Source organism: Methylobacterium sp. Leaf106, assembly GCF_001422895.1.
GTDB lineage: Bacteria > Pseudomonadota > Alphaproteobacteria > Rhizobiales > Beijerinckiaceae > Methylobacterium > Methylobacterium bullatum.
The window spans coordinates 327308-350687 of sequence record NZ_LMNB01000033.1 but is presented as its reverse complement, the minus strand read 5'-3'; the positions used below and the strand labels follow the sequence as shown (position 1 = coordinate 350687).

The following is a 23380-nucleotide window of genomic DNA, read 5'->3' as shown; positions in this document are numbered from 1 at the left end:
ATCGCGCCAGCTGGGGTCTCAGACCCGTTCGGCCGCCAGGGCCACGAGTTCCCTGATGCGCGGCAGGGCGGCCTTGGCCGCTTCCCGCCCGAGGAGGATCGCCTCTTCGGCGCGGTGGAACTCGAACAAGCCCATCTCCGCGAGGCGCGGAGACAGCATGAGATCCGGCGGGTCCCGCTCCAGCCTTGCCCTCGAAATCCGGTCCTGGGTGATGTTGAACGCGTCGAACATCACCCGCCCCATGCCGGGAGGGCCGGGCTCGCGGGGCGGGGCAGGGCGTTGCGCCGGCCCGCGCCGACCGGTGCCGCGCATGCGGTTCAGCAGGTTCCATCCCCGGCGCGACGTGGTGAGGGGCAGGGCCGGCGAGGCGGCCCCGTCGCCGTCAGGCCCGATCACCAGGCCGGGCTCGGCCCGCGGATCGCCGTTGAGGTTCACGCAGATCACCAGTTCGGCCCCGAGCCCGCGCGCGAGCTTGACCGGCACCGGATTGACCAGTGTTCCGTCCATCATCAGGCGCCCGTCGAGGCGCACCGGGGGAAACAGGCCGGGGAGGGCGTAGGACGCCCGGATCGCCTCCACCAGGGAGCCACGGGTCAGCCAGACCTCGTCGCCCGAGCCGAGATCCGTCGCGACGCTGGCGAAGCGGATCGGCAGGTTCTCCACCCGCCGCGTGCCGAGGTCGCCTTCGAGGCGGCGCTTCAACCGCTCGCCGGCGATGAGGCCAGACCCCAGGCGCAGGTCCAGGAGCCCCATGACCCGCCGCCGCGTCAGCGACAGGGCGAAATCCTTGAGCAGATCGAGTTTGCCGGCGGCGTAGCAGCCCCCCACGACGGCACCGATGGAGCAGCCGGCCACCATGTCGGGGTGGATGCCGGCTTCTTCCAGCACCTCGATGACGCCAATATGCGCCCATCCGCGCGCGGAACCGCCGCCCAGTGCCAGACCGATTCGCGGTCGCGGCGGCGGCTGTTCGGCCACGGGCTCGACACTGCCCCGTGGAAAGACCGGCTTCTGCGACAGGGTGGACAGCATGCCCTGGCGGTAGAGGGCGACCCCGCGAAAGGACAGCCCATCCCAGGTCACGGCCCGGCGGGTCCGAGGAGGGCCTCGCCGGAAACCGGATCGAGGGAGACGGCGCGGTAGAAGCAGGAGCGTCGCCCGGTATGGCAACATCCGCCATCGCCCCCGACCTCCACCGAGATCAGGAGCGCGTCCTGGTCGCAATCGACCCGCATCTCGACGACACGCTGGACCTGTCCGCTCGTGGCGCCCTTGTGCCAGAGCTCGCTCCGCGAGCGCGACCAGTACCAGGCCTCGCCGGTCTCCAGGGTGAGCCGCAGGGATTCGGCGTTCATGTGGGCGAGCATCAGGACCCGGCCGTCATGGGCATCGACGGCGATGCAGGCGACGAGACCGTTCGCGTCGAAGCGCGGAGTCAGCGTTCCGCCTTCCTCCACATCCTTGCGCGAACCGGGCAGGGAGAACCCACCGGGCGCGGCGGAAGCTTGGCTCACCGTCATCGCGTGGAATGTCCGCGTCAGTTCTTGTTGTTGCGGACGAGGGTCAGGAACCGGACCTGCTCGTTGGCATCGTCCTTGAACACGCCGCGGAACTGCGTGGTCAGGGTGGAGACGCCGGCCTTCTGCACGCCGCGCATGGCCATGCAGAGATGCTCGGCCTCCACCATCACGGCGATGCCGCGCGGCTTCAGGATGCTCTCGATCACGTCGGCGATCTGGGCCGTCATGGTCTCCTGCGTCTGCAGGCGGCGGGCGAAGGTGTCCACCACACGGGCGAGCTTCGACAGGCCGACCACGCCCTTGGTGGGGTAATAGGCGATATGGGCGAGGCCCATGAACGGCACCATGTGGTGCTCGCAATGGGAATAGAACGGGATGTCGCGCACGAGGACGATGTCGGAATAGCCCTCGACCTCTTCGAACACGCGCTCGAGCAGGGCATCGGCATCCTGCTCGTAGCCGCCGAAGAGCTGGCCGTAGGCCTTCGCCACACGGGCGGGCGTGTCCTTGAGGCCTTCGCGACTCGGGTCGTCACCGGCCCAGCGCAGCAGGGTGCGCACGGCGGCCTCGGCCTCCTCCCGGCTCGGGCGGCCGGTGGCCACGGCATCGGGCACGCGCTTGGCCGAAGCGGGCAGGGGGGCGACCTCGGCGGGAGCCTCCACGGGGCGGGAATTGTCGTTGCGCATCCCGTTCAGGGGCGCGGGCACAGCCTTGGCAGTCGGGTCCATTCCCTGATGATCCGTCTCGGTCAGCCGGTAGGAAAGGGATTTGAGCGCGGCATCCATGGCATCTCCCGCACGGGCGACCCGTGCGTTCATCGTCGAACTATCTGGTTTTGCGTACATCGTCGAACCATCTCGGTCGCGTTTTCAGCCGCGTTGCCGCAGGCCGGCGCCCGAACGATGAGAATTTCCTTGGCCGTGGGCGCGACCCTGGTCGACGAACCGCCTCCTCGCGAAACGGTACGCTGGCGCCTATATCGTCGTTATCGCGCCGCCGCGCAATGCGGGGAATGCGGATCAGACCATCGTGATCGGAAGCCGGCTCGCTGCCGGCGCCCCGACGGGACCTCGCATATGCTCGACGATATCTACAACCGCCGCATCCTCGAACTCGCCGCCGACATCCCGCGTCTCGGCCGGCTCGACGCACCGGATGCCAGCGCCACCGCCCATTCCAAGCTCTGCGGCTCCACCGTCACCGTCGATCTCTCGGTCAAGGACGGCACGGTGACGGACTTCGCCCATGAGGTGAAGGCCTGCGCCCTGGGCCAGGCGTCATCCTCGCTCATGGCCCGCCACGTGGTCGGCGCAAAGGCGGACGAGTTGCGGGAGGTGCGCGATACGGTGCGGCGCATGCTCAAGGAGAACGGGCCGGCGCCGCAGGGCGAGTGGGCCGACCTCGCCGTTCTCGAGCCGGTGCGGGATTTCAAGGCGCGCCACGCCTCGACCCTCCTCACCTTCGATGCCGTGGTGAATGCCCTCGATCAGGTCGCCGCCAAGGCCCAGGCCGCCGAATAGAGCCATGGTCCGCCGCGCGGCCCATTGGGCGATCCGGGGCTACCAGCTCACCCTGTCGAGCCTGATCGGCCGGCAATGCCGGCACTGGCCGTCCTGTTCGGACTACACCGATGAGGCGATCCGCCGGCACGGATTGTGGCCGGGCGGCTGGATCGGGTTCTCGCGCATCTGCCGCTGCGGCCCGTTCGGCACGCATGGCATCGATATCGTGCCCGAGACCCTGCCGCCGCGCTCGGCCTGGTACGCCCCCTGGACCTATGGGCGCTGGCGCGGGGTGAACGCGCCGCCATCGCCGTTTGCGTGCGAGGCGGTAGAGGACGAGCGCAGGGGAGGGTAGCGTTGCCCCATCACCGGCGATGCGACGGAAGAAACACTGCATGTCGACCCATATCGCGGATGTCGCCTGGGCCCTGAAGCCCGGGGAGGATTTCGCCGCCGGGCGTTACGGCCGGGGGCACACAGTGACGTTCGATGGCGGCGTGACGCTCGCCGGCACCGCATCGGCGCACGTGGTCGGGAAATGGGCCGCTCGCGAGGCCGTCGACCCGGAGGAGATGCTGGTCGCGGCGCTGTCGAGCTGCCACATGCTGACCTTCCTCCATCTCGCGCGCCTCGCCGGATTCGGCGTCACCGCCTATCGGGACCATGCCGAGGGCGTGCTGGAGGAGACGAGGCCCGGACGTCGTGCGGTGACGCGGGTCACGCTCCGCCCGGACATCGACTGGGCCGGCGCCGCGCCGGATCCGGAACGGCTCGCGGCGCTCCACGGGGCCGCGCATGAGGAGTGCTTCATCGCGAATTCGGTGAGAACGGAGGTCGTCGTGGCCGCTCCCCTCAGCCCCCGCTGACCCAGCGCATCACCACCAGCGTCCCCGTCACCGTCAGCGCGCCGCCGATGCGGGTGGCGATCTGGGCGAAGGGCATCAACGCCATGCGGTTGGCGGCGGTGAGGATCGCCACGTCCCCGGTGCCGCCCTGGCCGCTATGGCAGGCATTCACGATGGCGGTCTCGATCGGGTACATGCCGAGGCGGCGTCCCACCAGGAAGCCGGTGGCCATCAGCGTCACCACCGTCGAGACGATGGTGATGAGGTTCGCCAGCGTGAACGCCGCCACCAGCTTGTCCCAGGGGGTCATCGACACGCCGATGGCGAAGAGCAGCGGATAGGTCATGCTGATCTGGACGAACTTGTAGGCGACGAAGCCGCCGGCCTGGAGGCGTGGCGAGACGGCGCTGGCGAGCTTGGCGAGCACGGCGAGGAACAGCATCGCCACGGGAGCGGGGAGCCCGGTGAGGTGGTGCATCATCACGCCGAGGAGGTAGAGCGTCACGGCGGTGAGCGCGGCCGCTCCCACCGTTGCCGCATCCACGGGCGCGTCCTCGACCTTGGCGGCGGTGACGTCGTTGTCCCGGTCCGGCTGGAGCCGGCCCTCGCCGGTGAGATGCGGCATCCGCTTGCCCACGGCATTGAGGGTGCCGGCCAGCACGATCGCCGTCAGGCTGCCGAGCATGACGGGAGGCAGCACCTGAGCGAACACGTCGCCCTGGCCCTGGCCGAGGATGGCGGCGTAGCCGATGGAAAGCGGGATCGCCCCCTCGCCGACGCCGCCGGCCATGATCGGCACGACGATGAAGAAGAAGGTGTGATAGGCGCCGAGGCCGAGCAGGGTGCCGACCAGCGTGCCCACGCAGGCCGCCGCCACGGAGCCGACCGCCAGGGGTACGAAGATCTTCAGGAAGCCCTTGATCAGCACCTCCCGGTCCATGCCCAGGATGCTGCCGACGATGATCGTGGCGATGTACAGGTAGAGGAAGTTGGTGAACTTGGTGAAATCCGTGATCGCCTTCACCAGCGGCGTCGGGATCAGCATGTAATAGACCAGGGCCGAGGGAATGAAGGTCGCGAAGATCGCGCCCGCCCCGATGTTCTTCAGGACCGGCAGCCGCTTGCCGATCTCGGCGCAGGTGAAGCCGCCGAGCGCCAGCACCGCGATCATCGTCGGCGCATCGGCCTTGATCTCGCCCTCCGAGGTCAGGACGGCGAGGAGGGCGACGAGGATGAGATAGACCGGCAGGGGAATGATGCCGATCTTGATATCGACGATCCGCCACCAGCCCTGCGGCCAGAACCGGCGCGCGGGCGTCTCCGCCGCCGGGACGGGCTCGGCGGCAGCGGCGGAAGCTGGATTCGCCATCGATACTCTCCCTTCGGCCGGTCGCCTGTCGGGCCGGCCTGATTGATCGGACCTTCTCGGCGAACCGGCACGAGCATCCGCCCGCTGCCGGCCATCCCGGTTCCGTGATGCGTGAATGGGCGGATGGGGCCGGAAGCTTGTCAATCGCAGCTTGTATCAACCGACCCGGATCGTCTCGGAAGTGCGTTCACGTCCGCGAGAGCCCGTAAAAGGCCGGTCGATGGCCCGCGCGGATTTCTTCCTCCTGCGAAACGGTCTAAACCGCGCCCCTCGCGCCGAGCGCGCGCCATCCGAACACCAGCCGCTTACCTGCCTCGTTCGCAGGAGTGAGCGCAAGGAGACCCGATCCGATGCCCATCCTGACATTCCCAGACGGCAACACCCGCAGCTACGACGCCGCGGTGACCGGCCGTACCGTGGTCGAGGGCATCGCCAAGAGCCTCGCCAAGCGCACCGTGGCGATGGCCCTCGACGGGCGGGTCCGCGATCTCGACGACCTGATCGAGGCGGATGTGCGCATCGAGTTCCTCGACCGCGCCGACCCCCGCAGCCTCGAACTGATCCGGCACGATTGCGCCCACGTCCTGGCGGAGGCCGTGCAATCCCTGTGGCCGGAGACCCAGGTCACCATCGGCCCGGTGATCGAGAACGGGTTCTACTACGACTTCGCCCGCGACCAGCCGTTCACCCCCGAGGACTTCCCCAAGATCGAGGCGAAGATGCGCGAGCTCATCGCCCGCGACGCCCCCTTCACCAAGGAGGTGTGGAAGCGCGACGACGTGCGGGCGCTGTTCGAGTCGAAAGCCGAACAATACAAGGTCGAACTCGTCGACGCGATCCCGCCCGGCGAGGACCTGAACATCTACCGCCAGGGCGAGTGGTTCGATCTGTGCCGCGGCCCGCACATGACCTCCACGGGCAAGGTCGGCACCGCCTTCAAGCTGATGAAGGTGGCGGGCGCCTATTGGCGCGGCGATTCCAACAACCCGATGCTGACCCGCATCTACGGCACCGCCTGGGCCACGAAGGAAGACCTCGACGCCTATCTCCACCGGCTGGAGGAGGCCGAGCGCCGCGACCATCGCCGCCTCGGCCGCGAGATGGACTTGTTCCACTTTCAGGAGGAGGGGCCGGGCGTCGTGTTCTGGCACGCCAAGGGCTGGACTATCTTCCAGGAGCTCATCGCTTATATGCGCCGGCGCCTGAAGGGCGACTACGCCGAGGTGAACGCGCCGCAGATCCTCGACAAGTCGCTGTGGGAGACCTCCGGCCACTGGGACTGGTACCGGGAGAACATGTTCGCCGCGCAAAGTGCGGGCGACGAGGCCGAGGACAAGCGCTGGTTCGCGCTGAAACCCATGAACTGCCCCGGCCATGTGATGATCTTCAAGCACGGCCTGAAATCCTACCGCGACCTGCCCCTGCGCATGGCCGAGTTCGGCATCGTCCACCGCTACGAGGCCTCGGGCGCCATGCACGGCCTGATGCGCGTGCGCGGGTTCACCCAGGACGACGCCCACGTCTTCTGCACCGAGGACCAGCTCGCCGACGAATGCCTCAAGATCAACGACCTGATCCTCTCGACCTATAGCGATTTCGGCTTCGGCGACATCGTGGTGAAGCTCTCGACCCGGCCCGAGAAGCGGGTTGGCTCGGATGCCCTCTGGGACCATGCCGAGGAGGTGATGACCCGCGTCCTGGTGCAGATCGAGGAGCAGTCGGGCGGCCGGATCAAGACCGAGATCAGCCCGGGCGAGGGCGCCTTCTACGGGCCGAAATTCGAATACGTGCTCCGCGACGCCATCGGCCGCGACTGGCAATGCGGCACGACCCAGGTGGATTTCAACCTGCCGGAGCGCTTCGGGGCGTTCTACGTCGATGCCGACAGCCAGAAGAAGGCTCCGGTCATGGTCCACCGGGCGATCTGCGGCTCGCTGGAGCGTTTCACCGGCATCCTGATCGAGCATTTCGCCGGCCATTTCCCGCTCTGGCTCGCGCCGGTTCAGGTGGTGGTGGCGACGATCACGCAAGATGCCGACGGCTACGCCCGCGAGGTGGTGGCCGCGCTCAACCGCGCCGGGCTCCGGGTCGAGTCGGACCTGCGCAACGAGAAGATCAACTACAAGGTCCGCGAGCATTCCCTGGCCAAGGTGCCGGTCATGCTCGTGGTCGGCCGAAAGGAAGGCGAGGAGCGCACCGTCTCGATCCGGCGGCTCGGCAGCCAGCAGACCCGCACCGCCGCCCTCGACACGGCTCTCGCCGACCTCCTCGCGGAAGCGACCTCACCGGACATCCGCCGGGCGCAGGCCGTGAACGAGAGCGTGCCCAGCGCCGACGTGGCGCTCGACGGCCAGCACGGGGAAAGCCCGACGCCTTGAGGCAGTCTCGGTGAGCACTGCCTCTCCTCGCATGCGGGGAAAGGCGGAAGACTATGCCCTACGGGTTCTGTTCCGAAAGGCAGGCGCGCACTCCCTCTCCCCGCACGCGGGGAGAGGGAAGCGACGACCCCGTCGTCGGCGCGGCGAGGCGGCAGCCGACGGTGAGGGGGCTTGGCTGGAGGAGCCATACCCGGAGTCACCCCCTCACCCTCGCCCTGCCGGGCTCACGCCGCCTCCCGACAAGGGGAGGACGACGTCCTCTCCCCGCCCGGCGGGGAGAGGGGGACCCCGACTCTTCCGAAATCGGAGCGTGCCCTATGGGTTGTGTTCCGAAAGACCGGTGCGCATTCCCCTCTCCCCGCACGCGGGGAGAGGGCCGCGGCGACCCCGTCGTCGGCGCGGCGAGGCGGCAGCCGACGGTGAGGGGGCGCTTCCGGAGGAGCCACACCCGAAGATACCCCCTCACCCTCGCCCTGACGGGCTCACGTCGCCTCCCAGCGAGGGGAGGACGACGTCCTCTCCCCGCCCGGCGGGGAGAGGGGTAAGCGTAGTTCTACGGGACCTCGTTGCCGGCGTAGTTGATGGAGCCGTCGGCGCCCTTCTTCCACATGTACATGACGTAGTCGGGCCGGGTGATGTCGCCCTTCTTGTCGTAGGAGATGTCGCCGATCACGGTGTCGAACGGCTTGCCCTGCTGCATGTATGTGGCGATCTTCTGCCCGTCGCTCGACTTCGTCGCCTCCATCGCCTGTTTCAGGATCTGAACCGCGGCGTAGGAATAGAGCGTGTAGCCTTCCGGCTCGAACTTGATCGCCTTGAAGGAATCGATCGTGGCCTTGGCCTTGGGGTTCTTGCGGGCGTCGGGCGAGAAGGTCATGAAGGTGCCTTCGGAGCCGGGGCCGCCGACCTGCGCGAACTCACGGTCGGCGAGAGCATCCCCACCCATGAGGGGAGCCTGGAGACCCTGGTCGCGCATCTGGCGGATCAGCAGCCCGGCCTCGGTGTAGTAGCCGCCGAAGTAGATCACATCGACATTGGCCTGTTTGAGCTTCGAGACGAGGGCAGAAAAATCCTTCTCGCCGGGCGTGAGGCTCTCGGAGATCGCAGCGGACCCTCCCTTGGCCTTCAGCGCCTTCAACGTCTCTTCGGCCAGCCCTTTACCGTAGGTGCTCTTGTCGTGGATGAAGGCGACCTTCTTGCCCTTGAACTTGTCGGCGAGATACGCCGCCGCGACCGCGCCCTGCTGGTCGTCACGGCCACAGGTGCGAAACGTGTTCCAGTTGCCGCGTTCGGTGAACTTGATCGCCGTGGAGGCGGGGGTGATCTGGATGATGCCGGCCTCGATCAGCGCTTCGGAGACAGGAATCGAGACGCTGGAATTGAAGTCGCCGACCACCATCTTCACGCCCTCGCCGGCGAACTTGTTGGCGACCGACACGCCCTGCTTCGGGTCGGAGGCGTCGTCACCGACCGAGACGACGAGTTTCTCGCCGTTGACGCCGCCGGCCTTGTTGATGTCCTCGACCGCCTGAACTGCGCCGTTCCGGATCTGCGCGCCGAACGCGGCGCTCGGCCCCGTGATCGGCGCGATGACGCCGATCTTGATCTCCGCCTGCGCGGTACCCGCCAGCATCAGCGCGCCCAGCGCCACGCTCATCGCCATCAGTTTTTTCATGGTCATTTCCCCTCGATCAGCGCGGCGGATCGAACCGTCTCCGCATGGCGCATGGTTGCATGAAGATGGTGCGGATTCACGCCCCTTGCCGGTCCCGCCAGGTCAGCGGGCCGGTGCGCTCGTAGAGCCAGCGATACTGGGTGGTCATCTGCCGGGTGCGGGTGACCCGGTAGCCGAGCGCGCCGATGGCGAGGATCACCACCGCGTCGAGGGCGTAGCCGGCCGGCGAGAGCAGCGTGCCCGAGAACAGGGCGTAATGCAGGAAGCGCGAGACCGCCGCGATGGCGAGCCCCGCCAGCGCGCACTGCCAGAACGGACGCCATCCCCTGGCGAAGCTGCTGCCCGCCATCCAGGCCGCCCCCCCGCCCATCGCCAGCGTGACGAGGAGGAAGATGCCGAGATTGGGCGTGTCGAGGGACAGGGTCTCGGTCATGATGCCTTGCCTACCGATGCCATCCGAAGCGGGACGCGCTTTCCCTCCCCCCTCAGCGGGGGAGGGTGGCCCGCGAAGCGGGTCGGGAGAGGGGAGCGACGGCTCCGGAGAGGGCGCCCCCTCTCCCGCCTGCTCCGCAGGAACCCTCTCCCGCAGGGGGGAGAGGGTGGGGGCGTCGTTGCCAACCCGCTCAATGCTGGCCCCCTTCGAGATAGGCTGCCTTCACCTGCGGGTTGTCGAGGAGCTCGCGGCCCGTGCCGCTCATCGTCACCGCGCCCGTCACCATGACGTAGCCGCGATGGGCCAGCTTGAGGGCGTGATAGGCGTTCTGCTCGACGATGAAGACGGTGAGCCCCTCGCGCTCGTTGAGCTCGCGCACCGCCGAGAAGATCTGCTTCACGATGAGCGGGGCGAGGCCGAGCGACGGCTCGTCGAGCATGAGCAGGCGCGGGCGGCTCATCAGGGCGCGGGCGATGGCGAGCATCTGCTGTTCGCCGCCGGACATGGTGCCGCCGCGCTGGTCGAGCCGCTCCTTCAGGCGCGGAAACAGGACGCACATGCGCTCCAAATCCTCGGCGAAGTAGCGCCCGCCATGCAGGGCCGCGCCCATCTGCAGGTTCTCGCGCACGCTCATGCGAGAGAAGATGCGCCGCCCCTCCGGCGACTGGGCGATGTTGAGGCGCGCGATCTCGTGGGTCGCCATGCGGGTGATGTCGCGGCCCGCATAGGTGATGCTGCCGGTCCGTGCCTGCGGCTGGCCGAAGATCGTCATCATCAGGGTCGACTTGCCCGCCCCGTTGGCGCCGATCAGGGCGACGATCTCGCCCTCGTTCACGTGCAGATCGACGCCTTTCAGGGCCTGGATGCTGCCGTAATAGGCAGAGACGCCGCGCACATCGAGGAGCGGCGCCTGCAATGCGCGGGTCTCCTCCACGAGGACGTTGATGCCGGCGACACTCATGCTTGCGTTCCCGTCAGGCCGACCTCGGCCTCCACCGCCGCCACCTCCTCGTCGTCGACGCCCAGATAGGCGGCGATGACGCGGGTATCGGTGCGGATGTCGTCGGGCGTGCCGTCGGCGATCTTGGTGCCGTAATCGAGCACGACGATCCGGTCGGAGATCTGCATCACCACCGACATGTCGTGTTCGATGAGGAGGACGGAGGTGTCGTACTCGTCCCGGATCAGCCGCAGCAGGGTGTTCAGCTCCGAGGATTCGCGCGGGTTGAGGCCGGCGGCGGGCTCGTCGAGGCAGAGCAGCACCGGATCGGTGCACATGGCCCTGGCGATTTCGAGCCGCCGCTGATCGCCGTAGGGCAGGTCGCCGGCGGCATCGTCGGCCCGCGCCGTGAGACCGATCCGGTCGAGCCAGGCGGCGGCCTTCTCGATTCCCGCCTTCTCCGCGCTGCGATAGGCCGGCAGGCCGAGAATGCCGAGGATCGAGAAACCCGAGGCGCGCATCAGCGGCTTGTGCATGGCCACCAGCAGGTTCTCCAGCACGGTCATGCGCGGGAACAGGCGGATGTTCTGGAAGGTGCGGGCGACGCGGGCGAGCCGGTTCACGTCATGGCCGGGCAGGCGCTCGAGGAGGTAGGTCTCCCCGCCCTTCTGCACCAGGCGGATCATGCCCTCGCTCGGCTTGTAGAAGCCGGTGATGCAGTTGAAGACCGTGGTCTTGCCCGCGCCGTTGGGGCCGATCAGGGCCGTGATGTCGCCGCGCCCGACCTTGAACGAGAGGTCGTTGACGGCGGTGAGGCCGCCGAACCGCATGGTCAGGTGGTCGACGATCAGCACCGGATCGGCGGGGCCACCGGGAATCGCGGCGGGGGGCTCGTCCTGCAACGTCGCGAGCCGGTTGATGCCTGTGGCGAGGGTCATCGGCCGCGCTCCGCGATGGTGACGGAGGGCGTTCGCTCGGAGATGAGGCCGCGCGGGCGGAACACCATCATCGCCACCATGGCGAGGCCGAACAGGAGAAGGCGGTACTCGTTGGGGTCGAACCCTTCGCCGAACACGGCCTTGAGGAAGCCGAGATTGCGCAGGAGTTCGGGGCCGCCGATCATGACGATAGCGGCGATGGCGACGCCGATCTGGCTGCCCATTCCGCCGAGCACGACGATGGCCAGGATGATGGCGCTCTCCAGAAAGTTGAAGCTCTCCGGCGAGACGAAGGCCTGCCGCACGGCGAAGAACGATCCGGCGAAGCCCGCGAACATCGCCCCCAGGGCGAAGGCGGTGAGCTTGGTGATGGTGGTGTCGATGCCGAGCGAGCGGCAGGCGATCTCGTCCTCGCGCAGCGCTTCCCAGGCCCGCCCGAGGGGCAGGCGCCGCATGCGCAGGGTCACGAGGTTGGTGACGAGTGCCAGGACCAGGATCAGGTAATACAGGAAGACCAGCCGGTGCATGGCGTTGAAGCTGAGCCCGAACGTAGCGGCGAACCCGTTCTCACCCGCCGTGAAGGGCAGGCCGAAGAAGCTGACGCGCGGGATCGAGGAAATGCCGGCCGCGCCCCCCGAGAAGTCCGTCCAGTTGATGAGGACGAGGCGGATGATCTCGCCGAAGGCCAGGGTCACGATGGCGAGATAATCGCCCCGGAGCCTGAGGACGGGAAAGCCCAGCAGCACGCCGAAGGCGGCGGCGAACAGGCCCGCCAGCGGCAGGCAGATCCAGAAGGACAGGCCGAACACCGTGGAGAGCAGGGCGTAGGAATACGCCCCCACCGCGTAGAAGGCGACGTAGCCGAGGTCGAGCAGGCCCGCGAGGCCGACCACGATGTTGAGCCCCCATCCGAGCATGACATAGGTCAGGATCAGGATGCCGAGATCGATCCAGTAGCGGCCCTCGCCGAGGGACCCGGTGAGGAGGCTGGCGAGGAGCGGCAGGGTGAGGGCGACCACGAGGGTGATGGGCGCGAGGATCGCGGCGAGGCGGCTCGCCCCTTCCACCACCGGCGCACGGGCGGCCCGCCGCCGCGCCCGCCCGGTGAGGTAGAGCTGCTGTACGAGGCGCAGGACGAAGATGGCGGCGCAGAGGGCGAGCACGGTGCCCCAGCGGCTGGTGATGACGAGGCCGATGCCCTGGCCGAGATCGGTGCGGTAGCTGACGATGGGCACGCAGAGGCCCAGCGTCACCAGGGCGAACAGCCCGGCATCCTTGATCAGGCCGGGCAGGGGAGAGGCCTCGGCGCGGGCTGGCGCGGCGATGGGGGTGGTCGAACCGGATGCCACGTCAGACCTTCTCCACTTCGGGCCGGCCGAGAATGCCCGAAGGCTTGAAGATGAGCACGACGATGAGGATCAAGAAAGCGGCCACATCCTTGTACTCGATGGTGAAATAGGCCGACCAGAAGGTCTCGATCAGCCCGATGATGATCCCGCCTATGACGGCGCCGGGAAGCGAGCCGATGCCGCCGAGCACGGCGGCGGTGAAGGCCTTCACGCCGGGCACGAACCCGTCCGAGAACGAGACCACGCCGTAATAGAGCAGGTAGAGCGTGCCCGCGACCGCAGCCAGGGCGGCGCCGAGGACGAAGGTCAGGGAGATCGTGCGGTCGACGTTGATGCCGAGCAGGGCCGCCATGCGCCGGTCCTGCTCCACGGCGCGCTGCGCGCGGCCGAAGGGCGTCTTCTGCACAAGGTACCAGAAGCCCGCGAGCAGCACGGCCGTGGTGATCATGATGATCGCCTGCTTGTAGGACAGGGTCACGGTGTACTGCTCGTTCTGGTAGAGCACGACCACGTCGCGAACGAGGGGCGGCACCGGCTTGTTGCGGGCGCCCTGCACCACCTGGACGAAGTTCGACAGGAAGATCGACACGCCGATCGCCGAGATCAGCGGTGCGAGGCGGAACGAGCCGCGCAAGGGCCTGTAGGCCACCCGTTCGATCGCCCATCCCCACAGGGCGGTCAGCGCCATGGCGATGACGAGCACGATCAGGAAGACCAGGGCCACCGAGGACAGGCCGAGCCAGGTGGTGAGGATGAGGAACGCGATGAGCGCGATGAAGGCCGAGACCATGAAGACGTCGCCGTGGGCGAAATTCACCATGCCGATGATGCCGAAGACCATCGTGTAGCCGATGGCGATCAGGCCGTAGATCGACCCGAGGGTCAGGCCGTTGATGAATTGCTGGGCGAAGAATTCCATCGATGGGCTTTCGCGAATGGCATGCCAGATGGCCGCCCGGGGCTTTCCCGCGGCGGCCCACCGCCAGGATCGAGCGTGTTCGGCGCGGGCGAGTGTCTGCAAGAACGCTTCGGGGTCAATGCGGAAATCGCCACGGTCCGAAGGGATTGTCAGCCCTCGTCACGGTGCCGTCCCCGGAAAACGACGGCACGAAGAGACGAATACGCTCCGCCAGCACCCTGGCGTGGGGCAACTCGCCATCGACCCTACGGTTTCCCGTAGTACGCAGCATCTCCCGGCACTGCCAGACATGCTCCGAAGACGGAGAGGCTGGCATGATCCACATCGTTACACCCGCCAACGAGACCATGTATCGCGACGAGATGGAACAGGCTTGGCGCCTGCGCCACGACATCTTCGTGACCGAGAAGGGATGGACGGACCTCGCCAAGCCGGATCGTCGCGAGATCGATCAATTCGATACGCCGCATGCCATCCATTTTCTGGCGATCGAGGAGAGCAGAGTCATCGGCTATAGTCGGCTTCTCCCGACGACACGCCCGCACCTGCTGTCGGACATCATGCCCCAACTGTGCGAAGGCGAACTCCCGCGCGGCAGCGATTGCTGGGAATGGACGCGGCAGGCGGTGGCGCGCTCGCACCGGGCGCGGGGCAAGGCGGTCAACCCGGTCTCCCTCGCTCTCCTCACCGGCATCGTCGAATGGGGAATGCATCACGGCGTGAACCGGCTCGTGCTGCAGATGCCGACGCTTTACCTTCTGCATGTGGTGCAGCTGCATTTCCGCGCCCGCCCGCTCGGCCTGCCCCACGCGATCAGCGGCGAGGACATCATCGCGGCGACCGCCGAATTCGACGAGCGCACCCTGGCGCGCCTGCGCAACGTCAGCGGCAATCCGGATTCGGTGCTCGCGCCGGCCTCCTACGCCTACCTCGCCGCCTGAGCGACGGCCGCTCGACGACCCATCCAGACCATTTCGAAGAGGGGGCTCTTCGACAAGATGAAGAACAAGGGCTGACATCATGTACGCATCGGTGATCGAGAGAGACGAAAGTCTCGACTCGTTGGCAGGACATTGCATCGCGGCACGGACCATCATCGAGGCTTCGGGCACATCGGTGATGCGCCAATTGATCGACCTCCTGCTCTTCGAGATCGGCGTGGCCATGGCGAAGGCGACGGAGACCGAACAGCAGCCGGCACGCAGCAACTGACGCGGTGGAGGGTGCGATCCCGCTCGGATTCGTGCCGTCTTGGTCCCGGCATCTCGAACCTGCTCCCTCGAACGAGGCGAGGACTCTGCCGACGGGCGCGGCCTCGCCATCGACATGGGGGACATGCGCACGGGCCCACCGCTCTCCTGGCGGAGCAATACCGACCGCATCCATGCCGGCGAAGGCGAGGGCGCCATCGTCGGGGGCAGGGCAGGGATGAACCAGTATCCGTCCGCGCGTGTTGAGCCCCGGTAGATCGCTCCGGATCGCACGGAAGAACCCACATGCCGATACTAGCCCGCACCCTTGCGCTCATCCTCGCAGTCTCCGCAGGGCCGGCACTCGCGCAGGAGGGACAGGCGGCCGAGGGGCGGCAGGCGGCCGAGGGGCGGCAGGCGGCCAAGCCTGCCTTCCTCACGCAGGCGCCGCTGGGTAGTGTCAAGGTGTCCAGGATCATCGGCCTGCGCGTGGTCGGCCAGGATCACGTCAAGGTCGGTACGATCGAGGACGTGATGGTGGACGGCAGCGGCCGCGCTCAGGCCGTGGTGATCGATGTCGGCGGCTTCCTCGGGGTCGGTGGCAAGAAGGTCGCGGTGCCCTTCGACCAATTGGTGTGGAACAGCCACGCGAAGGCGGGGCAGGCACCGGACCCCTCCATCGTCAAGCCGAAGGACGCCCCATCCGAGGGCCGGGCGGCCGAGGTGACGCCGGAGACCATGCCCGGCGCAAAGTCCGGCAACGCCGTCCTCAACGCGGAGACCACCGGCGACACCAACCAGGCCACCGGCCCAGCCGGCGCCGCCGTCACGACCGATGCCACGAAGGACCGGGCGACGGTCCAGATCGGAGAGCCGGTCGAAGCAGAGATCCGCCGCACGAAGGCGGAGCTGGAGGCAGCACCGGTCTTCACCTATCCGACACAGACGGCGCCGTGATGCGTGGTTCGGGAATGGCCGCGACGATGCGGTCCGCTGGTTGAGACACCCGTTTGAGGCGCAACGGGAAGCCTCCGGTCAGTCACGACCGGGCGCCATGCGGATCAGACCGCCAGTAGAATCTCGCGAAGCGCGCCCGACATCGTCGGCCCCTAGCCGGGATCGAGGCAGCGCAGCGATATTCAGACTGATTTCGATGTAACGAGCCCGGAGGCACTCGAGCCTTCATCGGGCATCAGACGCTTTGGGGTACATCAACTCGAAAGAGTTGGTGCGGCCAAGAGGACTCGAACCTCCACCCCTTGCAGGACTAGCACCTCAAGCTAGCGCGTCTACCAATTCCGCCATGGCCGCATCGGTACCACCCGTTCCGCCGCGCTCTCCGCCGGAGGGCGGTGCGGGGCGTTTCGTGTGGCGCGGCGCAGCGGATAACAGATCGAATCTGCCACGACAAGCGCCGTCATGCGTCTCAGATGAGATCCACCGGTCCATCGAGGATCTGGACCGCCCCGTCGCCGATGGTCACGCCGGGCGTGCGCACCACTTCCGCCTTGCGGATCAGTTCGGTGATCTCCACCGAAATCCGGTTTCCCGTCACGACGATCTGGCCGCGCGCGATCGGGTGGTCGTTGGCGAGAATCTCGACCATATCGGTTTCCGTGGATTCGAGTTCGATCACGGCGCCGCGTCCCATGCGCAGCAGCATGTGGAGCGGCATGTGGCTGCGCCCGAGCACGACCGAGAGATCGACCTTGAGGTCTTCGAAAACTGCCACGCGCCACGAACTCCATCGGCCCATATCGGGCCTCACTCGACAGAGTGTTCCTGAGATATGGTGAAGCCTTGGTAAACGATGCCCCCCGCAGCGCCCGGCTTTCCGCCTCGACGGCCGATTTTCGACCGCGATCCGGCATGCGGCCGGTCCTGTGGCGGATCAGCGACACCCTCGTCCCCTACGACGAGGCGGTGGCGGCAATGGAAGCCCATACCGGGCGGATCGCGACCGGGGAGGCGGCCGAGATGGTCTGGCTGCTCGAACACCCGCCGCTCTACACCGCCGGCACCTCGGCAAAGACCGCAGATCTCGTCGAGCCCGACCGGTTCCCGGTCCACGCCACGGGGCGGGGCGGCCAGTACACCTATCACGGGCCGGGGCAGCGGGTGGCCTATGTGATGCTCGACCTCAACCGGCGCAGACCGGACCTGCGCGCCTACGTTTCCGCCTTGGAAGCCTGGATCATCGCCACCCTCGGCGCCTTCAACGTGCGCGGCGAACGGCGCGAGGACCGCGTCGGCGTCTGGGTGCGCCGGCCCGAGAAAGGGGAGGGGGTGGAGGACAAGATCGCAGCGATCGGTATCCGCGTGCGGCGCTGGGTGAGCTTCCACGGCATCAGCCTCAATGTGGAGCCCGACCTGTCGCATTTCACCGGCATCGTCCCCTGCGGCATCAGCGGCCACGGCGTGACCAGCCTCGTCGATCTCGGCCAGATCGTCACCCTGCCCGAAGTGGACATGGCACTGCGTGCCTCGTTCGAAGCGATATTCGGAGAGACGCAAGACGGATAAGGACGTGTGCAATACGGAAACAGGATCCGACGTGGGATCGACGACGGTCGCGGAATACTGCTTTTATCCGATTCAACACGCAGGCGATCAAGCCAAATATTGAATTATAATTTTATTTGTCGGATCGTCGCCGACAAAGCCTGCAGAGAATGACCGTCGGCGCCCAGGCCGACAACAATAAAGCCATTCTAAATCAAGCATCGATTCGTTCTGACGTGACGACGGACGTTGACAGGCCCGTGGTCGCGTTTGTAGCTCATGATCGAGCGTGGTCAGGCAGAGCAGCGATCCGTCTCGCATAGCGCCGCCCGGCTCCGGTAGCGGGCGTTGGGCGATCCGTTCCACGCGATCGTGTCAGCACGGCTGTTCTGGTAGGCGCCCGCTCATGACGATCCGCACCGTTCTGTTCCGCCTGCATTGGCTGCTCGGCCTCACGGCCGGACTGGTCCTCGCCCTCGTTGGCGTGACCGGCGCGATGCTGAGCTATGAAGAAGCCCTGACGGAGTGGGTGAACGGCGACCGCGCCTTCGTCGCCGCGAGCAGCGATGCGCCCCGCCTCTCGCCCGCCGCCCTCAAGGCGAGGATCGAGGAGCAGCGGCCAGGCCTCACGGTGAGTTCCCTGATTCTTTGGGCCGATCCGGAGCGAAGCCCGCGCATCCGCTTCGCTGGCGATGCCAAGCTGAGCGCGCGACCGCCGACACTCTATCTCGACCCCGTCGACGGCCGCGAACTCGGCGAGATGCGGCTGGAGGGCGCTTTCGCCACGATCCGCAAGCTGCATCGCTGGCTGCTCCTGCCGGGGGACGGCAAGGGCTGGGGCCGCAGCATCACCGGCATCTGCACCATCGCCCTGCTCCTATTCCTGGGAACGGGGCTCTACCTGCGCTGGCCCAGGATCCATTCCTGGAAAATCTGGCTGAAGCCCTTCCTCAAGCGGCCCGGTCGGCCGCGCTGGTGGTCGCTACACAGCATCGCCGGGACCTGGCTCATTCCGTTCTACGCCGCCATCGCCCTGACCGGGCTATGGTGGTCCTACGACTCCTATCGAAACGCCGCGACCTGGCTGCTCACCGGCGAAACCCGAGCCGCGCGGGCGCCGCGCAGTCCGGGCGCACCCCCGCAGGTCCACACGTCGGCCCTGGATATGGCCTGGGCGACCTTCAGCGCCAGCGAGGGGGCGGGCGCTCACATGGCTCTCATCGCACTCCCTGGGCCGGAACTGGCGACGATCCGCATCCGCTTCCTCGCCGCTCCCTCTGATCTGCCGAAGGCGCGCGACGAAGCGACGTTCGATCCCGTCACCGGCGCCCGCCTCTCTCAGACCCGATTCTCCGACAAGCCTTTGGGCCAGCAGATGGCCGAGAACATGCTGGAGGTGCATCGCGGGCGTTTCTTCGGCGGCATCGTCGCCTTCCTGTTCTTCACAGCGGCCCTGGCCATGCCGCTCTTCGCGGTCACCGGCCTCGTCCTCTACGTCCTGCGCCGCGGCGCCCGGCGCCGCAGATCGATGGCCGCGGCACCTGTCGGCGCAACGACGAGTCGCGCCTGATCTGATGGCTGGTCCCGGCGCGGTGGCATGCCGCCAGTTTCATGGACATCGAGATCGGGTGCTTCAGGAGGCCGGAGATGGCCTGTGCAGGGAAAACGATCTGGGCGTGAATTCAAGATCGAGGCGGTTCGCCCGATCAGGAAACACGGCGCATGAACTGAACCGCACCGGGTTTCCCGGAGGCCCCGACTCTTGCGAGGTTGGAGCTATGACGAAGCGAACCCCACCGTCTTCCCCTGAGGTCCGTGAACGCGCTGTGCGGATGGTGTTGGAGCACCAGGGCGAGTACGACTCTCAGTTCGGTGCGATCCGCTCGATCGCCGCGAAGATCGGCTGCTCGGGCCAGACTCTGCGGAATTGTGTAGGCCAGGCCGAGCGGTAGCGGGGTCAACGAGCGGGCCCGACGACGGACGAGCGCGAGCGGATCAAGGCGCTGGAGCGGAAAATCGCGAACTCCGGCAGGCGAACGAACCGAAGGACCGCGCAGCGAGATCCTGAGAAAAGCATCGGCGTATTTCGCCCAGGCGGAGCTCGACGGACCGTGGCACTGCGCCCTTGTCCATCAAAGCGTCCAGCGCGAACTGCTCGTGGCGCTCGCCGGCCGTCAGCACCGCCGCGACCGGCTTGCCGCCACCCTCGGCGCGCAGATCCAGTTTGGTCGAGTACCCGCCCTGACTGCGCCAGTAAGCGTTGCAGAACTTGGTCGAACATTCCGGCCTGCCGCCAGCGGTAGAACTGGCTCGACATGGACCCGACAGGACCATAGGGCACCGGCAAATCCGCCCAGGGCGCACCCGTGCGTAGGATCCACAGCATGCCCTTCAAGACCTGACGCTGATCCTCGGCAGGCCGGCCCGTGCGCGGCTTCTGCGCAGGCAGCAGCGGGGCGATCTGCTTCCACTGCGCGTCGGTCTGTTCGTCGCGTCGCATCCCGCCAGCATGGGGGTTGATCACTCTACCTGTGAACCCTTTGCAGAGACGCCCTGGTCAGCGGTGGAGGCTCGGGGCTCATGGGGCACGTGGCTCTTTCCTTTCAGCGGAAAAAAGCTCGCGTCCATGTAATGCAGCAAGACAATCGATTCCCGCTCGAACGATGCTCGGCACGACCATGCCGTTGATTGACTATTCACCCGAGCATGCCTTCAATGCAGAAATCTCAGTGGGCGCGCAGCTCTTAAACGAATGAATGGGACGTAGTTCCACGCTTCTCGGCTTCGAATCAATATTCGCCTTGAGACGGATATTACCGTTGTTCGCGTATGCCATCCGGCAGTAGCTTACTTCGATCTCCAAATTCCCGGCATACGAAACCAGCGGCAGCACCGTAGAAACCATAGGGCGCCGTTCTCGTCTCGACGAACGCCCCTCCGCTTCGAAGGAGGCGGGTCAGAGCTCCCCACCCGCGACCGTGACAACCTGACCGGTCACGGCACCCGCGGCGGCTCCGCAGAGCCAGGCAACGGCGTCGGCGATCTCGTCGGGGTGGATGAGGCGACCCTGGGGGTTGTGGCGCACGAGGGAGGCGAGCGCCGCGTCCCGGTCCCGACCGGTCACGGCCATGATCCGCTCCAGGCTGTCGCCGACGAGGTCGGTGTCAGTGAAGCCGGGGCAGACCGCGTTGACGGTGACCCCGCTGCAGGCGGTCTCCTGGGCGAGCGCCCGGACGAGGCCGACCACTGCGTGCTTGGCCGTGCAATAGGCGGAGACATAGGGGTAGCCCTTCTGTCCGGCGGTCGACGCGATGGCGACGATCCGGCCGAACCCCCTGCGCGTCATGTCCGGCAGCACCGCCTGCGCGGCGTGGACCACGCCGAAAAGGTTTACATCCAGCATTCGCTGGAAGAGTGCGGCGTCGCTGCGTTCGAAGGGGCTGGATTCGGCCGCCCCCGCATTGGCCACCAGAAGGTCCACGGGGGCGCGCGCCGCGATGTCCGCGAAGACGCGGACGATCGCCGGCCCGTCCGTCACGTCGACGGGGACGGCGTGATGCGCGACGCCCTCGTTAACAGCCTGCTCCAGCGCTTCGGCATTGCGCCCGAGGATCGTCACCGTGGCCCCATCCCGGACCAGCCGCGCCGCGATCGCGCGGCCGATGCCGCGGGCGCCGCCGGTGACGACGGCGTGGCGGAGAGGACCGGATTCGCCCACGGTCAGGCTCCGGGCCGGACGTAGCCGGGCAGGCTCGCATCCGGCACGTCGTCGAGATTGACCACGATGTTCTCCGGTGTGCGGGCCGTGAGCCAGACGAGATCGTCGGTGGAGCTCATGTTCGCCTCGACATGGGGCATGAACGGCGGCACGAACACGAAATCGCCCTCGCGCATGTCGATGTACTCGGCATAATCCGGGCCGAAATAAATCCGCGCCCTGCCCCGCAGCACGTAACCGCCGGTCTCGGCCTCACCATGATGGTGTGGCAGCGAGCGGTAGCCCGGCGCGTTGCTGACCATGCCGTACCAGATCCGCGTGGCGGGTGTGTGCTGCGGGCTGACACCCGAGATGCGCACCGCGCCGCCGGACTGGCTGGTGCGGGTATCCTCCTCGCCGGCACGGGTGACGACGGGCTTCAGGGGCTCGGACATGTGTGTTTCCCTCGCAATGCTCACAGAAGGCCGGTCTCGATGGCGACGCGGCGATAGGCGGCTCCGGCGGTGAAGCCGCCGTCGATCACGAAATCCTCGCCGGTGATGAAGCTCGCCTCGTCGCTGGCGAGGAACCGGACGAGACGGGCGACCTCGTCGGGCACGCCCGGACGACCCATCGGCGTCAGGCCGATCATCGGGGCGAGATGCGGCGAGCCGGCGTTCAGTCCCGTCACCACGAGGCCCGGGCAGACGGCATTGACACGGATCCGGTCGCCGACGAGTTCCATGGCGGCGGACTTGGTCAGCCCGCGCAGGCCCCATTTGCTTGCGGTATAGGCAGGGTCGGCATGGCCGGAGAAGGCCGAGTTCGAGGCGATGTTGACGATGCTCCCGCCCGTGAACGCCCGCATGGCGGGCGCGACCGCGCGGATGCCCAGGAAGGCGCCGGTGAGATTGACCGCGAGCACCCGATTCCAGGCGTCGAAATCGGTCGCCGCTACGCCGGTGCGGTTGATGATGCCGGCATTGTTGACGAGGATGTCGAGGCGACCCCGCCAGGCCAGGGCCTGCACGACGAGGTGTTCCCAATCCTCCGGTCGGGTGATGTCTGCGGCCTGGAAGCGCGCATCGAGACCCTCGGCCCGCAGGTCCGCGGCATAGGCCTCGCCCGCGTCGGCGAGCACATCGCAGATCGTGACGGCAACGCCGGACTGTGCCAGGAGGCGTGCCTGTGCCGCGCCCTGGCCGCGGCTGCCGCCGGTGACGAGGGCGGCCTTGCCGCCGAGATCGCAGAAGGCGTCCATCTCAGGTCCCCTGGACCACGGCTTGGCACTGCTCGCCGAGCCGGTCGATGCCCAGATGCATGGTTTGCCCGGCGCGCAGGAACACCGGAGGCTTCTGGCCGAGGCCGACTCCGGGCGGGGTTCCCGTGGCGATGATGTCGCCCGGATGGAGCGTCATGAACCCGCTGATGTAGCTGACGAGTTCGGCGACGCCGAAGATCATCCGCGCGGTGCTGCCGGTCTGCCGCCGAACCCCGTCGACATCGAGCCAGAGCCCGAGGGATTGCGGATCCGGCACTTCGTCCCGCGTCACCAGCCAGGGGCCGAGCGGACCGAAGGTGTCGGCACTCTTGCCCTTGGTCCATTGGCCGCCGCGCTCGGACTGGAAGGCGCGCTCGGAAACGTCGTTGACGACGCAGTAGCCGGCGACGAAATCGAGGGCCTCGGCGCGGGTGACGTGCTTGGCGCGTGTCCCGATCACCACGCCGAGTTCCACTTCCCAATCGGTCTTCTCGGAGCCGCGCGGGATCTCGATGGCGTCGTTGGGGCCGCAGACGGCGCTCGTCGCCTTCATGAACAGCACCGGCTCCATGGGTGGCGTCTTGCCGGTCTCGGCGGCGTGGTCGGCGTAGTTCAGGCCGACGCAGACGAACTTGCCGATGGCGCCGACGCAGGCGCCGATGCGGGGTGTCCCCCCCGCGAGGGGCAGGCTTTCGAGATCGAGGGCGCGCAGTCGGCTCAGGCTCTCATCCGACAGGAACGACCCGGCGATGTCGGACAGGTGATCTCCGAGGTCGCGGATGCGGCCTCGATCATCGAGGAGGCCGGGACGCTCGACGCCGGGCTCCCCGTATCGCAGCAGTTTCATGCCGTATCTCCGGAA

At 67.4% G+C, this 23380-nt stretch carries 24 protein-coding genes, 1 tRNA gene and 2 pseudogenes; 10 read left to right on the top strand and 17 right to left on the bottom strand.

The features are described from left to right. Positions 1 to 18: 18 nt before the first annotated feature. The 3 genes from ASF34_RS19215 to folE are packed head-to-tail and all read right to left on the bottom strand — an operon-like array spanning position 19 to position 2365. Positions 19 to 1083 (bottom strand): patatin-like phospholipase family protein, encoded by a 1065-nt coding sequence (locus ASF34_RS19215; protein WP_018044036.1) that lies wholly within the window; start codon positions 1081 to 1083, stop codon positions 19 to 21. Beyond that, complete coding sequence (hisI, locus tag ASF34_RS19210; protein ID WP_018044035.1) at positions 1080 to 1520, bottom strand: phosphoribosyl-AMP cyclohydrolase; 441 nt, start codon at positions 1518 to 1520, stop codon at positions 1080 to 1082. The genes ASF34_RS19215 and hisI overlap by 4 nt, the downstream gene beginning before the upstream one ends. Before the next feature lie 17 nt (positions 1521 to 1537). After that, the gene (folE, locus tag ASF34_RS19205) at positions 1538 to 2365 is read right to left on the bottom strand and encodes a GTP cyclohydrolase I FolE (RefSeq protein ID WP_026175978.1); all 828 of its coding nucleotides are present in this window, start codon (positions 2363 to 2365) and stop codon (positions 1538 to 1540) included. Between the two features lie 231 nt (positions 2366 to 2596). Between folE and ASF34_RS19200 the strand changes: the two genes are divergently transcribed. From ASF34_RS19200 to ASF34_RS19190, 3 genes are read left to right on the top strand one after another with little or no spacing between them, the layout of a single operon-like run. Beyond that, a complete protein-coding gene (locus ASF34_RS19200; RefSeq protein ID WP_027173118.1) occupies positions 2597 to 3040 on the top strand; it encodes an iron-sulfur cluster assembly scaffold protein in 444 nt (147 codons plus the stop codon). 4 nt (positions 3041 to 3044) lie between these two features. Continuing rightward, positions 3045 to 3377, top strand: a complete 333-nt coding sequence (gene yidD, locus ASF34_RS19195) for a membrane protein insertion efficiency factor YidD (protein WP_056163558.1) — start codon at positions 3045 to 3047, stop codon at positions 3375 to 3377. 40 nt (positions 3378 to 3417) lie between these two features. Next, entirely contained in the window at positions 3418 to 3888 is a 471-nt protein-coding gene (locus ASF34_RS19190; RefSeq protein WP_056163555.1) for an OsmC family protein, read from the top strand. On the opposite strand, the gene ASF34_RS19185 is transcribed toward ASF34_RS19190, so the two are convergent. After that, a complete protein-coding gene (locus tag ASF34_RS19185) occupies positions 3875 to 5236 on the bottom strand; it encodes a 2-hydroxycarboxylate transporter family protein (protein WP_056163551.1) in 1362 nt (453 codons plus the stop codon). The genes ASF34_RS19190 and ASF34_RS19185 overlap by 14 nt on opposite strands. A 350-nt stretch (positions 5237 to 5586) precedes the next feature. On the opposite strand from ASF34_RS19185, the gene thrS reads away from it, so the two are divergent. Continuing rightward, positions 5587 to 7614 (top strand): threonine--tRNA ligase, encoded by a 2028-nt coding sequence (gene thrS / locus ASF34_RS19180; RefSeq protein WP_056163548.1) that lies wholly within the window; start codon positions 5587 to 5589, stop codon positions 7612 to 7614. A gap of 553 nt (positions 7615 to 8167) precedes the next feature. On the opposite strand, the gene ASF34_RS19175 is transcribed toward thrS, so the two are convergent. The 6 genes from ASF34_RS19175 to ASF34_RS19150 all read right to left on the bottom strand — a co-directional run bounded on the left by ASF34_RS19175 (position 8168) and on the right by ASF34_RS19150 (position 13868). Continuing rightward, entirely contained in the window at positions 8168 to 9295 is a 1128-nt protein-coding gene (locus tag ASF34_RS19175) for a branched-chain amino acid ABC transporter substrate-binding protein (RefSeq protein ID WP_443136550.1), read from the bottom strand. Positions 9296 to 9365: 70 nt separating this feature from the next. Next, positions 9366 to 9722 (bottom strand): DUF6867 family protein, encoded by a 357-nt coding sequence (locus ASF34_RS19170; protein WP_056163545.1) that lies wholly within the window; start codon positions 9720 to 9722, stop codon positions 9366 to 9368. 190 nt (positions 9723 to 9912) lie between these two features. After that, on the bottom strand, positions 9913 to 10683 hold the full coding sequence (locus ASF34_RS19165; RefSeq protein WP_018044026.1) for an ABC transporter ATP-binding protein: 771 nt from the start codon (positions 10681 to 10683) through the stop codon (positions 9913 to 9915). Continuing rightward, positions 10680 to 11600, bottom strand: coding sequence for an ATP-binding cassette domain-containing protein (locus ASF34_RS19160; RefSeq protein WP_018044025.1), 921 nt, complete (start codon positions 11598 to 11600; stop codon positions 10680 to 10682). Before ASF34_RS19160 ends, ASF34_RS19165 begins: the two co-directional genes overlap by 4 nt. Next, positions 11597 to 12949: a high-affinity branched-chain amino acid ABC transporter permease LivM gene (livM, locus tag ASF34_RS19155; RefSeq protein WP_156465780.1), complete on the bottom strand. Its 1353-nt coding sequence runs from the start codon at positions 12947 to 12949 to the stop codon at positions 11597 to 11599. Before livM ends, ASF34_RS19160 begins: the two co-directional genes overlap by 4 nt. Position 12950: 1 nt before the next feature. Continuing rightward, positions 12951 to 13868, bottom strand: a complete 918-nt coding sequence (locus tag ASF34_RS19150) for a branched-chain amino acid ABC transporter permease (protein ID WP_018044023.1) — start codon at positions 13866 to 13868, stop codon at positions 12951 to 12953. Between the two features lie 314 nt (positions 13869 to 14182). Here ASF34_RS19150 and ASF34_RS19145 point away from each other — a divergent pair, with 314 nt between their 5' ends. The 3 genes from ASF34_RS19145 to ASF34_RS19135 all read left to right on the top strand — a co-directional run bounded on the left by ASF34_RS19145 (position 14183) and on the right by ASF34_RS19135 (position 16015). Next, entirely contained in the window at positions 14183 to 14809 is a 627-nt protein-coding gene (locus ASF34_RS19145; protein WP_018044022.1) for an acyl-homoserine-lactone synthase, read from the top strand. Between the two features lie 121 nt (positions 14810 to 14930). Further along, a complete protein-coding gene (locus tag ASF34_RS19140; RefSeq protein WP_244474465.1) occupies positions 14931 to 15080 on the top strand; it encodes a hypothetical protein in 150 nt (49 codons plus the stop codon). Between the two features lie 284 nt (positions 15081 to 15364). Next, positions 15365 to 16015, top strand: a complete 651-nt coding sequence (locus ASF34_RS19135; RefSeq protein ID WP_056163543.1) for a PRC-barrel domain-containing protein — start codon at positions 15365 to 15367, stop codon at positions 16013 to 16015. 269 nt (positions 16016 to 16284) lie between these two features. Here the strand turns inward: ASF34_RS19135 and ASF34_RS19130 are convergent. Continuing rightward, a tRNA-Leu gene (locus ASF34_RS19130) sits at positions 16285 to 16369 on the bottom strand. Positions 16370 to 16484: 115 nt separating this feature from the next. Continuing rightward, the gene (locus ASF34_RS19125; RefSeq protein ID WP_018044018.1) at positions 16485 to 16790 is read right to left on the bottom strand and encodes a FliM/FliN family flagellar motor switch protein; all 306 of its coding nucleotides are present in this window, start codon (positions 16788 to 16790) and stop codon (positions 16485 to 16487) included. A 68-nt stretch (positions 16791 to 16858) separates the two neighbouring features. On the opposite strand from ASF34_RS19125, the gene lipB reads away from it, so the two are divergent. The 3 genes and pseudogenes from lipB to ASF34_RS19110 all read left to right on the top strand — a co-directional run. Beyond that, on the top strand, positions 16859 to 17581 hold the full coding sequence (gene lipB, locus ASF34_RS19120; protein ID WP_200913334.1) for a lipoyl(octanoyl) transferase LipB: 723 nt from the start codon (positions 16859 to 16861) through the stop codon (positions 17579 to 17581). A 385-nt stretch (positions 17582 to 17966) separates the two neighbouring features. After that, positions 17967 to 19130: a PepSY-associated TM helix domain-containing protein gene (locus ASF34_RS19115; protein WP_056163537.1), complete on the top strand. Its 1164-nt coding sequence runs from the start codon at positions 17967 to 17969 to the stop codon at positions 19128 to 19130. Positions 19131 to 19338: 208 nt separating this feature from the next. Beyond that, positions 19339 to 19665: pseudogene (locus ASF34_RS19110) on the top strand (transposase); the annotation flags it as partial. Between the two features lie 4 nt (positions 19666 to 19669). Here the strand turns inward: ASF34_RS19110 and ASF34_RS22480 are convergent. From ASF34_RS22480 to ASF34_RS19090, 5 genes and pseudogenes are all read right to left on the bottom strand, one after another. After that, positions 19670 to 20060: pseudogene (locus tag ASF34_RS22480) on the bottom strand (transposase); the annotation flags it as partial. Positions 20061 to 20516: 456 nt separating this feature from the next. Beyond that, positions 20517 to 21278: an SDR family NAD(P)-dependent oxidoreductase gene (locus tag ASF34_RS19105; RefSeq protein ID WP_056163536.1), complete on the bottom strand. Its 762-nt coding sequence runs from the start codon at positions 21276 to 21278 to the stop codon at positions 20517 to 20519. A gap of 2 nt (positions 21279 to 21280) precedes the next feature. Beyond that, positions 21281 to 21712, bottom strand: a complete 432-nt coding sequence (locus ASF34_RS19100; protein WP_056163533.1) for a cupin domain-containing protein — start codon at positions 21710 to 21712, stop codon at positions 21281 to 21283. A gap of 20 nt (positions 21713 to 21732) precedes the next feature. Further along, complete coding sequence (locus ASF34_RS19095; protein WP_056163529.1) at positions 21733 to 22518, bottom strand: SDR family NAD(P)-dependent oxidoreductase; 786 nt, start codon at positions 22516 to 22518, stop codon at positions 21733 to 21735. A gap of 1 nt (position 22519) precedes the next feature. Continuing rightward, on the bottom strand, positions 22520 to 23365 hold the full coding sequence (locus tag ASF34_RS19090; protein WP_056163526.1) for a fumarylacetoacetate hydrolase family protein: 846 nt from the start codon (positions 23363 to 23365) through the stop codon (positions 22520 to 22522). Positions 23366 to 23380 lie beyond the last annotated feature (15 nt).

Coding starts and splice junctions, on each gene's coding strand:
- yidD (WP_056163558.1), top strand. CDS start 3,045: ATGGTCCGCCGCGCGGCCCATTGGGCGATCCGGGGCTACCAGCTCACC.
- ASF34_RS19100 (WP_056163533.1), bottom strand. CDS start 21,712: ATGTCCGAGCCCCTGAAGCCCGTCGTCACCCGTGCCGGCGAGGAGGAT.
- ASF34_RS19165 (WP_018044026.1), bottom strand. CDS start 10,683: ATGAGTGTCGCCGGCATCAACGTCCTCGTGGAGGAGACCCGCGCATTG.
- hisI (WP_018044035.1), bottom strand. CDS start 1,520: ATGACGGTGAGCCAAGCTTCCGCCGCGCCCGGTGGGTTCTCCCTGCCC.
- ASF34_RS19200 (WP_027173118.1), top strand. CDS start 2,597: ATGCTCGACGATATCTACAACCGCCGCATCCTCGAACTCGCCGCCGAC.
- ASF34_RS19190 (WP_056163555.1), top strand. CDS start 3,418: ATGTCGACCCATATCGCGGATGTCGCCTGGGCCCTGAAGCCCGGGGAG.
- ASF34_RS19115 (WP_056163537.1), top strand. CDS start 17,967: ATGACGATCCGCACCGTTCTGTTCCGCCTGCATTGGCTGCTCGGCCTC.
- ASF34_RS19160 (WP_018044025.1), bottom strand. CDS start 11,600: ATGACCCTCGCCACAGGCATCAACCGGCTCGCGACGTTGCAGGACGAG.
- thrS (WP_056163548.1), top strand. CDS start 5,587: ATGCCCATCCTGACATTCCCAGACGGCAACACCCGCAGCTACGACGCC.
- ASF34_RS19150 (WP_018044023.1), bottom strand. CDS start 13,868: ATGGAATTCTTCGCCCAGCAATTCATCAACGGCCTGACCCTCGGGTCG.
- ASF34_RS19090 (WP_056163526.1), bottom strand. CDS start 23,365: ATGAAACTGCTGCGATACGGGGAGCCCGGCGTCGAGCGTCCCGGCCTC.
- ASF34_RS19185 (WP_056163551.1), bottom strand. CDS start 5,236: ATGGCGAATCCAGCTTCCGCCGCTGCCGCCGAGCCCGTCCCGGCGGCG.
- ASF34_RS19135 (WP_056163543.1), top strand. CDS start 15,365: ATGCCGATACTAGCCCGCACCCTTGCGCTCATCCTCGCAGTCTCCGCA.
- ASF34_RS19175 (WP_443136550.1), bottom strand. CDS start 9,295: ATGACCATGAAAAAACTGATGGCGATGAGCGTGGCGCTGGGCGCGCTG.
- ASF34_RS19145 (WP_018044022.1), top strand. CDS start 14,183: ATGATCCACATCGTTACACCCGCCAACGAGACCATGTATCGCGACGAG.
- folE (WP_026175978.1), bottom strand. CDS start 2,365: ATGTACGCAAAACCAGATAGTTCGACGATGAACGCACGGGTCGCCCGT.
- ASF34_RS19170 (WP_056163545.1), bottom strand. CDS start 9,722: ATGACCGAGACCCTGTCCCTCGACACGCCCAATCTCGGCATCTTCCTC.
- ASF34_RS19095 (WP_056163529.1), bottom strand. CDS start 22,518: ATGGACGCCTTCTGCGATCTCGGCGGCAAGGCCGCCCTCGTCACCGGC.